Raw genomic sequence first — 14492 nt, 5'->3', positions numbered from 1 at the left:
GTTTATCGGTTTGTGCGCCCGCCGGTTTTCCCGGCGTTAACGCACGAGCCGCCCAGGCCCCTCTCCCGCCGGCCGGCGGGAGGGGGCATGAGCGGCTCGCAGGGCAGCTAGTTGTCCTTGGTGCCCAGGGTGGTCTGCTGGATCTGCATCAGGAACTCGACGTTGGACTGGGTTTCCCGGATCTTGCCGGTGAGCAGTTCCAGCGCCTGCTGGGTGTCCAGGCCGGACAGGACTCGGCGCAGCTTCCACATGATCTTGACTTCATCCGGGGAGAGCAGGTTCTCTTCGCGGCGGGTACCCGACGCGTTGACATCCACGGCCGGGAAGATGCGCTTGTCCGCAAGGTTGCGGGACAGGCGCAGTTCCATGTTGCCGGTGCCCTTGAATTCCTCGAAGATGACCTCGTCCATCTTGGAACCGGTCTCCACCAGGGCGGTTGCCAGGATGGTCAGCGAGCCGCCGTTTTCAATGTTGCGGGCGGCACCGAAGAAGCGCTTCGGCGGGTACAGCGCGGAGGAATCCACGCCGCCGGACAGGATACGGCCCGACGCCGGAGCGGCCAGGTTGTAGGCACGGCCCAGGCGGGTCATGGAGTCCAGCAGCACCACGACGTCGTTGCCCATCTCCACCAGGCGCTTGGCACGCTCGATGGCGAGTTCGGCCACGGTGGTGTGGTCATCGGCGGGACGGTCGAAGGTGGAGGCAATGACCTCGCCCTTCACCGTGCGCTGCATGTCCGTGACTTCCTCGGGACGTTCGTCCACGAGGACCATCATCAGATGGACTTCCGGGTTGTTGATGGTGATCGCGTTGGCGATGGACTGCAGGATGAGCGTCTTTCCGGCCTTGGGCGGGGAGACGATCAGGCCGCGCTGGCCCTTGCCGATCGGAGCCACGAGGTCGATGACGCGGGGTCCGATCACCTTTGCGGAGGTCTCCAGGCGCAGGCGCTCGGAGGGGTAGAGCGGAACCAGCTTGGAGAAGTCCACGCGGTCCTTGTTGTCCTCGGCGGGCTTGCCGTTGACGGAGGTCAGGCGGACCAGTGCGTTGAACTTCTGGCGCTGGTTTCCGCCCTGGTTTTCACCTTCGCGCGGGGCGCGGATGGCGCCGACGACGGCGTCGCCCTTGCGCAGGTTGTACTTCTTCACCTGGGCGAGGGAAACGTAGACATCGTTCGGGCCCGGCAGGTAGCCGGAGGTCCGGACGAAGGCGTAGTTCTCGAGGACGTCGAGGATGCCGGCTACGGGCAGCAGGACGTCGTCTTCAGTGACCTCGACGTCGTCGACCTCGGGGTTCTGGCTGCGGTTGCGGCGGCGCTCGTTGCGGTCGCGGAACCGGTCATTCCGGTCGCCGCGGTCATTGCGCTCGTTGCGGTTCCGGTTGCGGCGGTTGCGCCCGCGTCCGTTTTCGTCGCTGTCATCGCGGTTGTTGTTGTCGCGGTTATTGTCGCGGTCCCGGCCGTTTCCGCCGTTGTCGCGGTTGCTGTCGCGGTTATTGTCCCGGTCACGGCCGTTTCCGCCGTTGTCACGGTTGTTGTCGCGGTCCTGGCGGCTGCGGCGCTCACGGCGTTCGCCGCGCTCGTCATCGCCGGAGGTCCGGTTCTCGGAACCGTTGCCGGCGGCGTTGCCGTTGGCAGCACCGTTCGAAGCACCGTTGTTGGCAACACCGTTCGAAGCATTGTTGTTCGAAGCGGTGTCTTCTGCCGGGGCATCAGCTGCGGCGGTGCCGTTGGTCTCGCTGGAGTCGCTGCGGCGGTTGCGGCTACGCCGGTTTCCGCGCTCCCGCTGGCCTTCTTCGCGGTTCTCTTCCCGTGCCTCGCGGTTCCGGGCCGGAGCCTGTTCCGCGGCCTGCTCGGCAGCGGGTGCCGGGGCCTCTGCGACCTCGGCGGGGGCGGAAGTGACGACGCCGTCACTGGCCGCACGCCGGTTACGGTTGCGGGTACGCGGGGGCCGGGTTGCCTCTGCCGGCTGCTCCGCGGGAGCGGCCGATGCCTGCTCCGGTGCGGAGGCGGCCTTGGCAGCCTCGTCACCGGCAGTGCCGCGGGAACCGCGGACGGGACGGTCGGCTACTGCGCCGCCGCGCTGGTGATTGGAGATCGCAGTGACCAGGTCTCCCTTACGCATGCGGGAGCCCCCGGTGATGCCGAGCTGTCCGGCAAGCGCCTGGAGCTGCGCGAGCTTAAGGCCTGCGAGGCCTGCGCTCTTGGATGTGCTCTCGCCGGTTGAACCGGCGGATGCGGAATCCACGCCTGCAGTCAGGCTAGTGGTATCTGTCACGAAGGATCCTTCCCCCTCGTCGGGCGGTCCGGTGCAATACCGGCCGCGGTGATTGGCCCTGGCCCCAAAGATCAGACATTGGGTCAGGGTTCGCCTGCTACCGGCCCGATGGCCGGAGAAAGGCGAATCTGCTGGGTGCCTTGTTAAGAAGAATCTCGGCAGAGTCCGGTTAGCTTCGCTGCCGGACACGCGTTATTCAAGCCGGACACGCCGCTTCTTGGCGGTTCCTTGAAGGCTGCACCGGAGACTGTGCCTCCGCGGGTGGGCAATTGAATCGACGAAGATCACCGCAGGACGGGTGTAGTTACACACCTGACGGCGGCAAAAGTGTTTTCAACGAAAGCCCGGGCGGCCCAGGAACGGACGGCTACCTACGGGAGCACAAAACGGAAAAATTACCGCTGGTGCCCTTCCACTCTAGCACCATCTCGCTCCACGCCAAGCCGTAGAACACGCCAGTTTTCGGCCCGTCCGGCGGCCTGCAGGTGCTCCGCCATTGCCTGTTCCGCTTCCCGGGCGGCGGCGTCACCGTGGGCAAGGCACAGCACGGTGGGGCCCGCCCCGGAAATCACGGCGGCGAAACCGGCGGACCGCAGTGACTGCAGCAGCTGTGCACTGGGCAGCATGGCCGGTGCACGGAATTCCTGATGCAGTGCGTCCTGCGTTCCTTCAAGCAGCAGCGAGGGCTCGACGGTCAGGGCATGGATCAACAGCGCGGCACGTCCCGCATTGGCCGCAGCCGTCCGGTGGGCCACGGAGGACGGCAGCAGGCCGCGGGCGCTTTCGGTGGACAGTTCCACGTCGGGGATGGCGACCACGGGGACCACCTCCGGATGCACGGATGCCCGCGCGGACCGGAAGACGCCGTCCGTCTCCCAGGAAATGGCAAGGTCCCCGGCCAATGCGGGGGCTACGTTGTCCGGATGCCCTTCGAGCGCCGAACAGCTGTCCAACAGGGCGGCGGCATCAAGGCGCGCTTCAGCAGGCAGCAGGGCATTCGCTGCCAGCACGCCCGAGACAATCGCCGAGGCGGAGGAACCCAGCCCGCGGCCGTGCGGGACCGCGTTCTCGGCGCTGAGGTGCAGTCCCCGGACGCCGTACCCTTTGCCGGCCAGGGTCGAGAGCAGGGTGCGGACCACCAGGTGCGAGGAATCCAACGGAACACTTCCGGCCCCTTCGCCCGCGACGTCGACAAAGATGCCCTCTGCGTCGGATGTCCGCACCCGCACCGTGTCATAGAGCGTCAGTGCCAGGCCGAGGGAGTCGAAGCCCGGACCAAGGTTTGCACTGGTTGCAGGCACGGTGACGGTCACGTCCTGGCCCGGTGCCAGGATCCGGGGACCGGTGCGCGGCCCGTCGGCCAGCTGCATAACCATGCCCTACTTGCCGGATCCGGCGGGCTCAGCCGCTTCCAGGCCCAGTGCCGAGGCCACGCTCACGACGTCGAAATCCACCTTGGTGGGTTCGACGTCGGAACCGTCGGCGGTCCGCAGCGCCCACTGCGGGTCCTTGAGTCCGTGTCCGGTGACCGTGATGACGATGGTCTTCCCGGCGGGAACCTCTCCGGCAGCGTGCTTCTTGAGCAGCCCGGCCACACCGGCGGCGGAGGCCGGTTCCACGAAGACACCTTCGCGGGAGGAGAGCCAGCGGTGCGCGTCGAGGATTTCCGTATCCGTCACGGCTTCGATCAGCCCGCCGGACTCGTCCCGGGCGGCAATGGCCTGGTCCCAGGAGGCAGGGTTGCCGATCCGGATGGCGGTGGCGATAGTGTCCGGATCCGTAACCGGGTGTCCCTTCACCAGCGGCGAGGCGCCCTCGGCCTGGAAGCCCCACATGTGCGGGGTCTTGGTGGCCACCGGCGCCAGTTCCTCGCCGGCCACGTTGGTCCACGGCTTCGCGTACTCGGAATAGCCCTTCCAGTAGGCGGTGATGTTTCCGGCGTTCCCGACGGGCAGCAGGTGGTAGTCGGGGGCGTCGCCGAGATAGTCCACTACCTCGAAGGACGCGGTCTTCTGGCCCTCAATGCGTGCCGGGTTCACCGAGTTCACCAGGAACACCGGGTAGGCCTCGGCCAGCTTGCGGGCCACCTCCAGGCAGTTGTCGAAGTTGCCGCGGACCTGGAGCAGCTGGGCACCGTGGGCAATGGCCTGGGACAGCTTGCCCATGGAGATCTTGCCGTCCGGGACCAGCACCGCGCAGGTGATGCCCGCCTGCGTGGCATACGCAGCTGCCGACGCGCTGGTGTTGCCGGTGGAAGCGCAGACCACGGCCTTGGCGCCGGATTCGACGGCGGCGGTCATGGCCATGGTCATTCCGCGGTCCTTGAAGGACCCGGTGGGGTTCATGCCTTCGACCTTGAGGTAGACCTCGGAACCGGTCAGCTCAGAGAGCGCCTTGGCGCGGACCAGCGGAGTGCCGCCCTCGCCCAGGGTAATAACCTCGGTACTTTCGGTGACCGGAAGACGGTCGGCGTATTCGCGGATAACGCCGCGCCATTGGTGAGCCACGCTCAGACTCCTTCTACCCGCATAACGGATTTGACGTTCCTGATGACGTCCAGGGCCTTGATGGCCTCGACGGTTGCCGCGAGGGCGGCTTCGGGTGCACGGTGGGTGACGAAGCGCAGTTCGGCGTCGGCGCCTTCACCGTGGATTCTCTGGCGCATCGTTTCGATGGACACGCCGTGTTCGGAGAACACATGCGCGACGGCGGCCAGGACGCCGGGCTGGTCCGCCACATCCAAGCCGATGGAATAACTGGTGGTGACCTTGTCCAGCGGAAGGGCCGGCAGCGCGCCGCTGGGCCGGCCGGCAGGAACCGGTCCGCCGAGCATCAGGCGCCGGGCGGCGGTCACGACGTCGCCCATCACGGCGGAGGCCGTGGGTGCGCCGCCGGCGCCCTGGCCGTAGAACATCAGTTCACCGGCATTTTCCGCTTCGACAAACACGGCGTTGAAGGCACCGTGCACGGCGGCCAGCGGGTGCCGGCGCGGCAGCAGGGTGGGGTGCACGCGGACGCTGACGCCTTCGCTTCCGTCCGCGTCCGTAAACTTTTCGGCAATGGCCAGGAGCTTGATGACGAAGCCCGCTTCCTGTGCCGCTTTGATGTCTTCGGCGGTGACGGCGGTGATGCCCTGGCAGGACACGGCGGAGAGGTCAAAGTCGGTGTGGAACGCCAGGGAGGCCAGGATGGCCCCCTTGGCCGCGGCGTCGTGCCCCTCGACGTCGGCGGTGGGATCCGCCTCGGCGTAGCCGAGCCGCTGGGCCTCGGCCAGGGCGTCGGCAAACTGGGCGCCGGTGGAATCCATGGCATCGAGGATGTAGTTGGTGGTGCCGTTGACGATGCCCATGACCTTGGTGATCCGGTCGCCGGAGAGGCTGTCGCGGATGGGGCGCAGGATGGGAATGGCGCCGGCCACGGCGGCTTCGTAGGAGAGCTGGACGCCGGCGGCGTCGGCCTTTCCTGACAGGGACGCACCGTCCGCTGCGAGCAGGGCCTTGTTGCCGGTGACGACGGCGGCGCCCGAGCCCAGGGCGTGCAGGATCAGCGTGCGGGCCGGCTCGAGGCCGCCCATCAGTTCAATGACGATGTCCGCGTCGGCCACCAGTGCCTCGGCATCCGTGGTGAACAACTCCGCCGGCAGCTCCACGTCGCGGGGGGCGTCAACGCTGCGCACGGCGATACCGGTGAGCTCAAGCCGCGCGCCGAGCCGGGCGGTGAGGTCCTCGGCGTCGTCAATGAGGATCCGGGCAACCTGCGAACCCACGTTTCCGCATCCCAGCAGGGCTACTTTCAGGGTCTTCATATGTTTCTGCCAACTCCTCTAAGGGTTAGGAGACGTCCCGTGCCAACAGGTCATCTTCGGTTTCGCCGCGGACGATCAGGCGTGCTTCGCCGTTCCGCACTGCCACGACGGGCGGGCGGGCCAGGTAGTTGTAGTTGCTGGACAGCACCCAGCAGTACGCGCCCGTGCCCGGAACGGCCAGCAGGTCATCGGCTGTGACGTCACCGGGCAGGTACGCGTCCCGAACCACTATGTCGCCGCTTTCGCAGTGTTTGCCAACTACGCGCGACATAACCGCGTCATTTTCGGAGGTCCGCGAGGCCAGCACGGCCGAGTAGTCCGCACCGTAAAGCACGGGGCGGGCGTTGTCGCTCATCCCGCCGTCAACGCTGACATACCGCCGCGGCGACGTGCCGCCGTCGGGCGTATCCACCCGGACCGTTTTGGTAGTCCCCGCCCGGTAGAGCGTGAAGGTGCTCGGGCCGACGATGGCCCGGCCCGGCTCGATCGAAATCCGGGGCACCGACAGCCCGAGCTCGGTGCAGGTGCTGCCGACGACGGCGGCCATCGCGTTGGCGATCTCGGCCGGCGGGCGCGGGGCGTCTGCTTCGGTGTAGGCGATGCCGTAGCCGCCGCCCAGGTCCAGTTCGGCCAGTTCGACGCCGTAGCCGGACTTCACGTCGGCGAGGAAACCGAGCAGGCGCCGGGCGGCGAGTTCGAAGCCGGCGGATTCAAAGATCTGCGAACCGATGTGGCAGTGCACGCCCACGAGGTTCACGCCGTCGTGCTTGAGTGCCGTTTCCACGGCGGCCATGGCCGGGGACATGCCGTCCAGGTCCGGGTCCGCGACCATCGACAGGCCGAACTTCTGGTCTTCGTGGGCGGTGGCAATGAACTCGTGCGTGGAGGCATGCACGCCCGGGGTCAGCCGGAGCATGACGTTGGCCCGCTCGCCGCGGGAAGCGGCCAGGTCCCCCAGCTGCCGCAGTTCACCGAGGCTGTCCACCACGATCCTGCCCAGCTCCATGTCCAGGGCCCGGGTCAGTTCGGCGACCGACTTGTTGTTGCCGTGCAGGCCGAGCTGGCTGCCGTGCAGCCCCGCGCGCCTGGCCACCGCCAGTTCCCCGCCGGAGCAGGTGTCCAGGCGCAGGCCTTCGGAGGAGACCCAGCGGGCCACCTCGGTGCAGAGGAAGGACTTGCCTGCGTAATAGACGTCCACTCCCCCGCAGAGCCCGGCGAAGGCGGCGTCGAAGGAATCCTTGAAATCCCGGGCGCGGGCACGGAAATCCGCCTCGGACATCACGAACACGGGCGTGCCGAATTCCCCGGCGATCCGGGAGACGGGGATGCCGGAGATTTCCAGTTCCCCGCCTTCGCCGCGGGCCACATCCCGGGCCCACATCTGCGGGCGCAGGGCATTGGCGTCTTCGGGGTGGCTCAGCCAGGCAGGAGCCAGGGGTGAAGCAGTCATTACTTACATCCGTTCGGGTGCGGAGACTCCCAGCAGGTCCAGCCCGTTGGCCAGGACCTGGCGTGCGGCAAGGTTCAGCCACAGGCGGGTGCGGTTGGTGTCGGTGATTTCCTCGTCGCCCTGGGGTGCGATGCGGCAGGCGTCGTACCAGCGGTGGTAGGTGCCGGCGATGACCTCAAGGTGGCGGGCCACGCGGTGCGGTTCGCGGAAGGCGCTGGCCTGCGCGACGACGCCAGGGTACTGGCCCAGCGCGGCCAGCAGCGCGCTTTCGGTGGGGTGGGTCAGCAGCGAGGCGTCGAAGGCGGAATCGTCGACGCCGGCAGCCTCGGCGTTGCGGGCCAGGGCGTGCGTGCGGGCGTGGGCGTACTGGACGTAGAACACCGGGTTTTCGTTGCTGCGCTTGGTCAGCAGGTCCAAGTCCACGTCGATGTTGGAGTCTGCGGAGAAGCGGGCGAGCGTGTAGCGGGCGGCGTCCACGCCCACGGCCTCGACCAGGTCCTCAAGGGTGACCACAGTGCCGGCACGCTTGGACATGCGTACGGGCTTGCCGTCCTTGACCAGGTTCACCATCTGGCCGATCAGCACCTCCACGCACTCGGGGTCGTGGCCCAGGGCGGCTGCGGCCGCCTTCAGGCGGGCCACGTAGCCGTGGTGGTCGGCGCCGAGCATGTACACGTTCAGGTCGAAGCCGCGCTCGCGCTTGTTCTGGATGTAGGCAATGTCGCCGGCGATGTAGGCGGCGTTGCCGTCCGACTTGATGACCACGCGGTCCTTGTCGTCACCGAACTCGGAGGAGTTCAGCCACCAGGCGCCGTCCTTTTCGTACAGGTTCTCCGAGCCCTTGAGTTGTTCCAGGAGTTTCTCCACCTGGCCGCCTTCGTGCAGGGAGTCCTCGTGGAAGAACACATCAAAGTCCACGCCGAAGTTGTGCAGGGATTCCTTGATGTCGCCGAACATGAAGTCCACGCCCACGGCGCGGAAGCGTTCCTGCGCTTCGTCGCCGGGCAGTTCCATGATGCCCGGCTCAGCGGCCAGCACCCGGTTGGCGATGTCCACGATGTACTCGCCGGCGTAGCCGTCTTCCGGGGCGGGCTCGCCCTTGGCCGAAGCCAGCAGGGAGCGGGCGAAGCGGTCGATCTGCGCGCCGTGGTCATTGAAGTAGTACTCGCGGGTGACGTCCGCGCCCTGGGACTGGAAGACCCTGGCCAGGGCATCGCCGACGGCGGCCCAGCGGGTGCCGCCCAGGTGGATGGGGCCGGTGGGGTTGGCGGAAACGAACTCCAGGTTGATCCGGGTGCCCTTGAGGATTTCCGAGGTGCCGTAGGCGGGACCGGCGTCGACAATCGTCTTGACCAGCTCGCCGGCCGCGCCGGCGTCGAGGGTGATGTTCAGGAAGCCGGGGCCGGCGATATCCACCTTGGCCACGCCGTCGATCTGCTCGAGGCGGCCCTTGAGGATCCCGGCGAACTGGCGGGGGTTCATGCCGGCCTGCTTGGACAGCTGCAGGGCGATGTTGGTGGCCCAGTCACCGTGGTCCCGGTTCTTCGGGCGCTCCACGCGCACCTCCCCCGGCAGTTCGATGCTGAAGTCACCGGCATCGATGGCGTCTTGGAGGCAGGCAGTTACGGCGGAGGAAAGTTCTTCAGGAGTCACCGGTTAAGCATAGCCGGGTGCGGCACGGGTCCCGTTTTCTATGACAGGGCTTACGCTCTGCGGACGCAGCCCCCGTAGAAATGATGCGATGTAATAAAAGGGAAGCATCCCCCCACTCCGAGGAGAACCGTGAACCGAGCGAGCAAGTCCCTGTTGTGTGCCGCTGCCGGCCTGTCCCTGCTGTCTGCCGCCGGTTGTGCCGCGGATGAGGAAACCGCCGCCGGCCCCGCACCGGCTAAGTCGCCGGCTGCGTCGTCCCCGTCCGCTCCCGAAGCTGCCGCCGGCTCCGGAAGCTACGCCGACGGCGAGTACACGGGCACCGGAAGCTACATCCCGCCGTCGGGCACTTCCGAAGACGTGGACGTGAAACTGCGTCTGGAAGGCAACGTGGTGACGGAGCTGGAGGTGGAGACCTCGCAGAAGAACCCGACATCCAAGCAGTACCAGCGCGAATTCACGTCCCATGTGAAGGACCAAGTGGTCGGCAAGAGCCTGGACGAACTCGATGTGGACAAAGTGGCGGGATCCTCGCTGACCAGCGAGGGCTTTAACCGCGCCCTCGAGGCCATCCGGTCCGAAGCTGCCGCCTAGGACCGGCACCCGTGCACACCCTGGAGTTCGAGGCGATCGGCACGCAGTGGTCCCTGTCCACTGCCGAGCCTCTGGATTCCGCCACCCGGGCTGCGGTCGCAGACACCGTAGAGGGCTACGACAGGACCTATTCGCGGTTCCGGTCCGATTCCACCGTCGCGCGGATGGCCGAGGCGGCGGGCACCTTTGCCCTGCCCGCTTCGGCAGCGCCGCTGCTGCAGCTCTTCGACTCACTGCAGCAGCTCACCCGGGGAGCGGTGAACCCGCTCGTGGGCCGCTCGCTTGAGATCCTGGGGTACGACGCCGGCTACAGCTTTGCGCCAACCGGTCCGCCCGCTCCCGCCGCGGCGTGGACGGACACCGTATCCTGGACCGCCGACGGCCGTGGCGCGCTGCTGACCACTGCCGCCCCGGTGACGTTTGATATCGGTGCCGCGGGGAAGGGCCAGCTGGTGGACCTGGCCAGCGGGATCCTCGCAGCTGCCGGGCACAGGGAGTACGTGGTGGATGCGGGTTCGGACCTGCGCCATGCCGGTGCCGGCCCGCTGCGGGTGGCGCTGGAACATCCGTATGATCCCCGGCGGGCCATCGGGGTGCTGACCCTGTCGGACCGCGCACTGTGCGCCTCAGCCATCAGCCGCCGGCAGTGGGGCGACGGGCTGCACCACGTAATCGATGCCCGCACCGGTTCTCCGGTGGACACTGTGGCGGCCACCTGGGTACTGGCTGCCGATGCCATGACGGCGGACGGCCTGGCCACTGCCCTGTTTTTTGCCGGCCCGGACGAACTGGGACGGATGTTCTCCTTTGACTATGTGCGGATGTTCACCGACGGCCGTGCCGACTATTCCCCCAAAATGGCTGGAGTCCTGTTTTCATGAGTGTTAATGCACCCGCCGCGCCGCGCACCCTGAACACCTTCCTGGGCCGTTGGACCATGTACCGCCTGACGGTCTGGCTGCTTCTGGCCTGTGTTGCCTGGTCCTTCGTCCTGTCCTTTGCCGGGGTGCTGTTCTACTCGCCGGCGGAGCTGGGGGCAACGGCAGTGACGGCGGTGGCGTCCACCCTGGTCACCAGCCGTGTGGCCGGGTTGCTGATGCGCACCCGTCCGCAGACGGACTCGTCGTTGATCACCGGACTGATCCTGTATTTCCTCTTCTGGCCCGACACCGAGGGCGTGCAGCTGGGGATGGTGGCGCTCGCCGGGGCCGTGGCCACGGCGTCGAAGTATGTCCTGGCCTTCCGTCGCCGGCACATCTTCAACCCGGCTGCAGTGGGGGCCTTTGCTGTGGCGGTGACCGGACTGGGCGGTGCCGTCTGGTGGGTTGCGACTCCGTGGATGCTGGTGGCCGTGCTTCCGGCATCACTGCTGATCCTGTACCGGAACCGGCTCCTGCCTATGGCGGGGGTGTTTGCGCTGACTGCCGTCCTCATTCTCGTAGCCCGTTTTGCGGCGGACGGGGAATCTGCTGCGGATGCGCTGGTCACGGTGGCAGGGTCCTACCCGCTTGTGTTCCTGGCGGGGTTCATGCTCACCGAACCGCTGACCCTGCCGCCGCTGCGCCTCCAGCGGTTCGGTGTTGCCGTCGTCGTCGGCGTCCTCTTTGCCGTGCCGGTGTCCCTTGGTCCGGTTCTGATGTCTCCGGAGCTGGCGCTTCTGGTGGGGAACGCGCTGGCGTTTTTGCTGGGGCAGCGCGGAGCTGTCCGCCTGCGGCTTCTCGAAACCCGGGACCTGACTCCTACCGCCCGCGAACTGGTCTTTGAGCCGGTCCGGCCTGTCCGCTTCCATGCCGGCCAGTACCTGGAACTTGCTGTGCCGCACTTTGAGCCGGACTCACGGGGATCCCGTCGCATTTTCAGCATCACGACGCCGCCGTCGGAACCGGACACGGTGGCTGTGGGCCTGCGGGTGGCCGAACCGGGCAGCAGTTTCAAGACCGCCCTGTTGAAGATGCGGCCCGGAGCAGAAGTGGGCGCCACTGCCGTTGCGGGCGATTTCCGCCTGCCGCGGGATCCCCGTACTCCTGTGCTGATGATTGCCTCCGGTATCGGCATCACTCCGTTTATCAGCCAGCTACGGGAGAGCCGTACCGAAGACCGGGATGTTGTGCTCGTGTATGCGGCCTCTTCTGTCGACGAACTCGCGTACGCTGACGAGCTGCAGGAGCTGAACGTACGGGTGCTGGTCTGCACTCCGTCAGATCCTGCGATTCCCGGCTGGACCTGGTTGGGTCCGGGGCTTCCGGGCGGAGCCATGCTGAAGCAGGAGATTCCGGACATCGTCTCACGGGCTGTGTACGTTTCCGGCTCTCCACGGGCTGTTTCTGCTGCCCGCCGGGCCGTGCGGAGTGCCGGCGGTCGGCGGATCCGAACCGACCCGTTCCTGGGGTACTAGGCACGCCCCTCCCCCAGCACCACCGCACCCAGTACCCAGTACCCAGTACCCGTACGACGTGGGGCCGGTAGCAGCGTGGCGCCCGTAGCGACGGCCGGGGTTCAAGGTGCAAGACTCATGACCCAGGGTTCGGGCATAGGGCTCAGGGGTCAGACTCTGAGCTCGAAACTCGCAGCCCAGAGTTCAAAGCTCAAGCTGCCAGGCCCGCCGTACCCGCCTAGAAGGGAGGCACCGATTGGGATTCCCCCTGTTGGGCTACCTTCCGTGGATCGTCCTGTCGCAGATCTGTCGTCTGGTGTAGCGGTCCCAGTTCAAGGAACGGCTCGGTCCGGTAGGTCCGTCCGGTGGGTGAGGTCCATTCGATGACGCCGGGTTCGGGTTGGCAGGCTTTCCAGTAGCCAAGGGTCTTGAACCGGTGGTGCCTTCGGCACAAATGTTCAAGGTTTCCGTGGTCCGTGGGTCCACCTTTGGCCCAGTCGGTGGTGTGGTCGATTTCCGAGAGTGCGGTGCTGACCCGGCAGCCGGGGAACCGGCAGGTCCCGTCCCTTGCACGCAGCCAGCGAGCCAATCCTGCCGGAACTTTCCGCCGCCGACCAACACCGAGGATTTCTCCGGTGTCCGGGTCCCGGGCCAGTCCGGTCCAGTGAAGGGCGTTGCGCGCCAGCCGCCGTGCTGCCTCTGCACTGATGGGTCCATAGCCGTGCAGTTCTGCTGGCTGTTCGTCCGCGCCGAAGAGAGTCTCGGCGTTGATCAGGACCATGATCTCAGCCCGCGGCAGGACGCCGAGGCCGTCCTCACGGTCAGGGTCACCGTTTGTCTGAACGTCTGTCCCGCCGGGTCCTCGGTGGGAATCGTGCCCGCCGCCTGCGCCGGTTCGGTTTGTCCCACCGTTGCCGCCGCTGGCTCCGCCGGTGCCACCGGTGGCTCCACCGGTGCGGGCCGTGCCGCCGGTGGCTCCAGCCGTACCGGTGTAACCGTCCGTTCCGCCGGTGCCGGCAGCGCCGGCGGGACCGTTCCCGGTCCGGCCGCTCCCAATCCTGTTCCTGCCGGCCGTACTAACGGTTCCACCCGCCCCGCCGGGCCGGTGTGATCCGAGGCCGCCCATCAGCAGCTGGGTCAGGATGTCCGCGCGCAGCTGGTCCCGGGTCCGCGGGTCCCCGTCGGCTTGCTCACCCTGGGCAGCAGTACTCAAGGCCGTATAGATCTGCTGCGCTTCGGCCGCCCGGAGGTGGGCAGCCAGCCAGGACATACCGTCCTCATCCCGGTCCAGGACCACCCGGCGCTTCTCGAAAGCACTCGAATGCCGTTCCGGGACGGTCTCCGGATACCGGTTCTCCCGCAGATGCCGGGCCTTGGCAGAGAACTGGCCCCGGGTCTTCCCCACCGCAGCCGTGAGCAGGTCAGCCTCGAACCCCGGGAGGGCCGGGGTGGGAAGGTTCTGGGTCTGGTCCAGCACCACCTGCGCATGCCTGTAGCTCAACTGTCCCTGTTCGAGCCTGGCCAGGGTTGCGGTGTGCGTGTCGCAGAGCCTGCCGGCTTCGGACATCATTCCCTGCGCGGTGGTCTGCGGAACGTTCAGGATGGTCGCGCATTCACAGGACGCCAGGCTGAAGGCCATGCCCGGGTCCACGCTGAGCACGGTGCCGTCCTCGGTCTGGAAGCTCTCGCGGAAGAGTTCCTCCATCCGGTGCATCAGTCGGACCTGCTGGGCCTGGGCCCAGCGGAGCAGATGCGCGACCCGGGCCAGGGCATCACCGGCGGCATGTTCATCGAAGGCTTCCAGGTTCTGCAGAGCCAGCACACCGGTAAAACCGTCCGGATAGCCGGAGGCGGCATCGACCGGTGCGCCACCATCGGTAACGGCATCCCCGGCAACCAGTTCCGCCCGGTACACGGACAAAGTACAGGCCGAGCGGGCCGCATCCGAGTCGCCAGCAGCACCATCCGGCTGCCGGTTTTCACCCGCCCGATCTTCGCTTATCCGTCCGGTGTTCCCGTCCTGATCCATGCTTAATGCTTTCATCCGGCACTGACATTTCCGGCCCGAAATCAGGCTAAAACCGGCCTCTCAGGAAACTAGAAATACCTGTCTTTGGGACGCAATTACTTGCCGCCGGAACCGGGTAGGTGAGCTTCACGGAGGGTCCATTTCGACGCGACCAGTCCGACCCCTGCCCGAGCCCCACAGGGTTCTGCACACCAAACTCCTGAAGCTGCAAATGCCTACACTTCTACCGCTGCCATCCATTGCCGACCGCGTACGCTCAGCCGGTCTCCACGCCCCGAGAACTCCATGACAGAAGGGCGTTACCTCCCCGCAGA

Annotated in this window: 10 protein-coding genes; 3 read left to right on the top strand and 7 right to left on the bottom strand. The window is 67.0% G+C overall.

The features are described 5' to 3' along the window. Positions 1-107: 107 nt before the first annotated feature. From rho to argS, 6 genes are all read right to left on the bottom strand, one after another. Positions 108-2276, bottom strand: a complete 2169-nt coding sequence (gene rho / locus AC5RT8_RS14055; protein ID WP_494096311.1) for a transcription termination factor Rho — start codon at positions 2274-2276, stop codon at positions 108-110. 395 nt (positions 2277-2671) lie between these two features. Continuing rightward, complete coding sequence (gene thrB / locus AC5RT8_RS14050; RefSeq protein ID WP_494096421.1) at positions 2672-3646, bottom strand: homoserine kinase; 975 nt, start codon at positions 3644-3646, stop codon at positions 2672-2674. Between the two features lie 9 nt (positions 3647-3655). Beyond that, positions 3656-4783, bottom strand: a complete 1128-nt coding sequence (gene thrC, locus AC5RT8_RS14045; protein WP_494096310.1) for a threonine synthase — start codon at positions 4781-4783, stop codon at positions 3656-3658. A gap of 2 nt (positions 4784-4785) precedes the next feature. Then, positions 4786-6081, bottom strand: a complete 1296-nt coding sequence (locus tag AC5RT8_RS14040) for a homoserine dehydrogenase (protein WP_494096309.1) — start codon at positions 6079-6081, stop codon at positions 4786-4788. Positions 6082-6106: 25 nt separating this feature from the next. Next, on the bottom strand, positions 6107-7531 hold the full coding sequence (gene lysA, locus AC5RT8_RS14035; protein ID WP_494096308.1) for a diaminopimelate decarboxylase: 1425 nt from the start codon (positions 7529-7531) through the stop codon (positions 6107-6109). Between the two features lie 3 nt (positions 7532-7534). Beyond that, a complete protein-coding gene (gene argS, locus AC5RT8_RS14030; protein ID WP_494096307.1) occupies positions 7535-9184 on the bottom strand; it encodes an arginine--tRNA ligase in 1650 nt (549 codons plus the stop codon). Between the two features lie 129 nt (positions 9185-9313). Between argS and AC5RT8_RS14025 the strand changes: the two genes are divergently transcribed. Genes AC5RT8_RS14025 through AC5RT8_RS14015 form a run of 3 tightly spaced genes read left to right on the top strand, consistent with a single transcriptional unit; the run spans position 9314 to position 12170 of the window. Then, positions 9314-9775, top strand: coding sequence for an FMN-binding protein (locus tag AC5RT8_RS14025; protein WP_494096306.1), 462 nt, complete (start codon positions 9314-9316; stop codon positions 9773-9775). Positions 9776-9786: 11 nt separating this feature from the next. After that, positions 9787-10656, top strand: coding sequence for an FAD:protein FMN transferase (locus AC5RT8_RS14020; protein ID WP_494096305.1), 870 nt, complete (start codon positions 9787-9789; stop codon positions 10654-10656). Next, positions 10653-12170, top strand: coding sequence for an FAD-dependent oxidoreductase (locus tag AC5RT8_RS14015; RefSeq protein WP_494096304.1), 1518 nt, complete (start codon positions 10653-10655; stop codon positions 12168-12170). Before AC5RT8_RS14020 ends, AC5RT8_RS14015 begins: the two co-directional genes overlap by 4 nt. A gap of 217 nt (positions 12171-12387) precedes the next feature. Here the strand turns inward: AC5RT8_RS14015 and AC5RT8_RS14010 are convergent, their stop codons facing one another. After that, on the bottom strand, positions 12388-14178 hold the full coding sequence (locus AC5RT8_RS14010) for an HNH endonuclease signature motif containing protein (protein ID WP_494096303.1): 1791 nt from the start codon (positions 14176-14178) through the stop codon (positions 12388-12390). Between the last annotated feature and the right edge of the window lie 314 nt (positions 14179-14492).

It is taken from the genome of Arthrobacter sp. Ms25, from assembly GCF_059090365.1.
The sequence above is the reverse complement of the archived record's forward strand: the minus strand, read 5'-3'. Positions and strand labels throughout refer to the sequence as shown.

What these genes read in the sequence shown, in the direction of transcription:
- thrB (WP_494096421.1), bottom strand. Translation starts at nt 3,646, where the DNA reads ATGCAGCTGGCCGACGGGCCGCGCACCGGTCCCCGGATCCTGGCACCG.
- AC5RT8_RS14040 (WP_494096309.1), bottom strand. Translation starts at nt 6,081, where the DNA reads ATGAAGACCCTGAAAGTAGCCCTGCTGGGATGCGGAAACGTGGGTTCG.
- lysA (WP_494096308.1), bottom strand. Translation starts at nt 7,531, where the DNA reads ATGACTGCTTCACCCCTGGCTCCTGCCTGGCTGAGCCACCCCGAAGAC.
- AC5RT8_RS14015 (WP_494096304.1), top strand. Translation starts at nt 10,653, where the DNA reads ATGAGTGTTAATGCACCCGCCGCGCCGCGCACCCTGAACACCTTCCTG.
- AC5RT8_RS14010 (WP_494096303.1), bottom strand. Translation starts at nt 14,178, where the DNA reads ATGGATCAGGACGGGAACACCGGACGGATAAGCGAAGATCGGGCGGGT.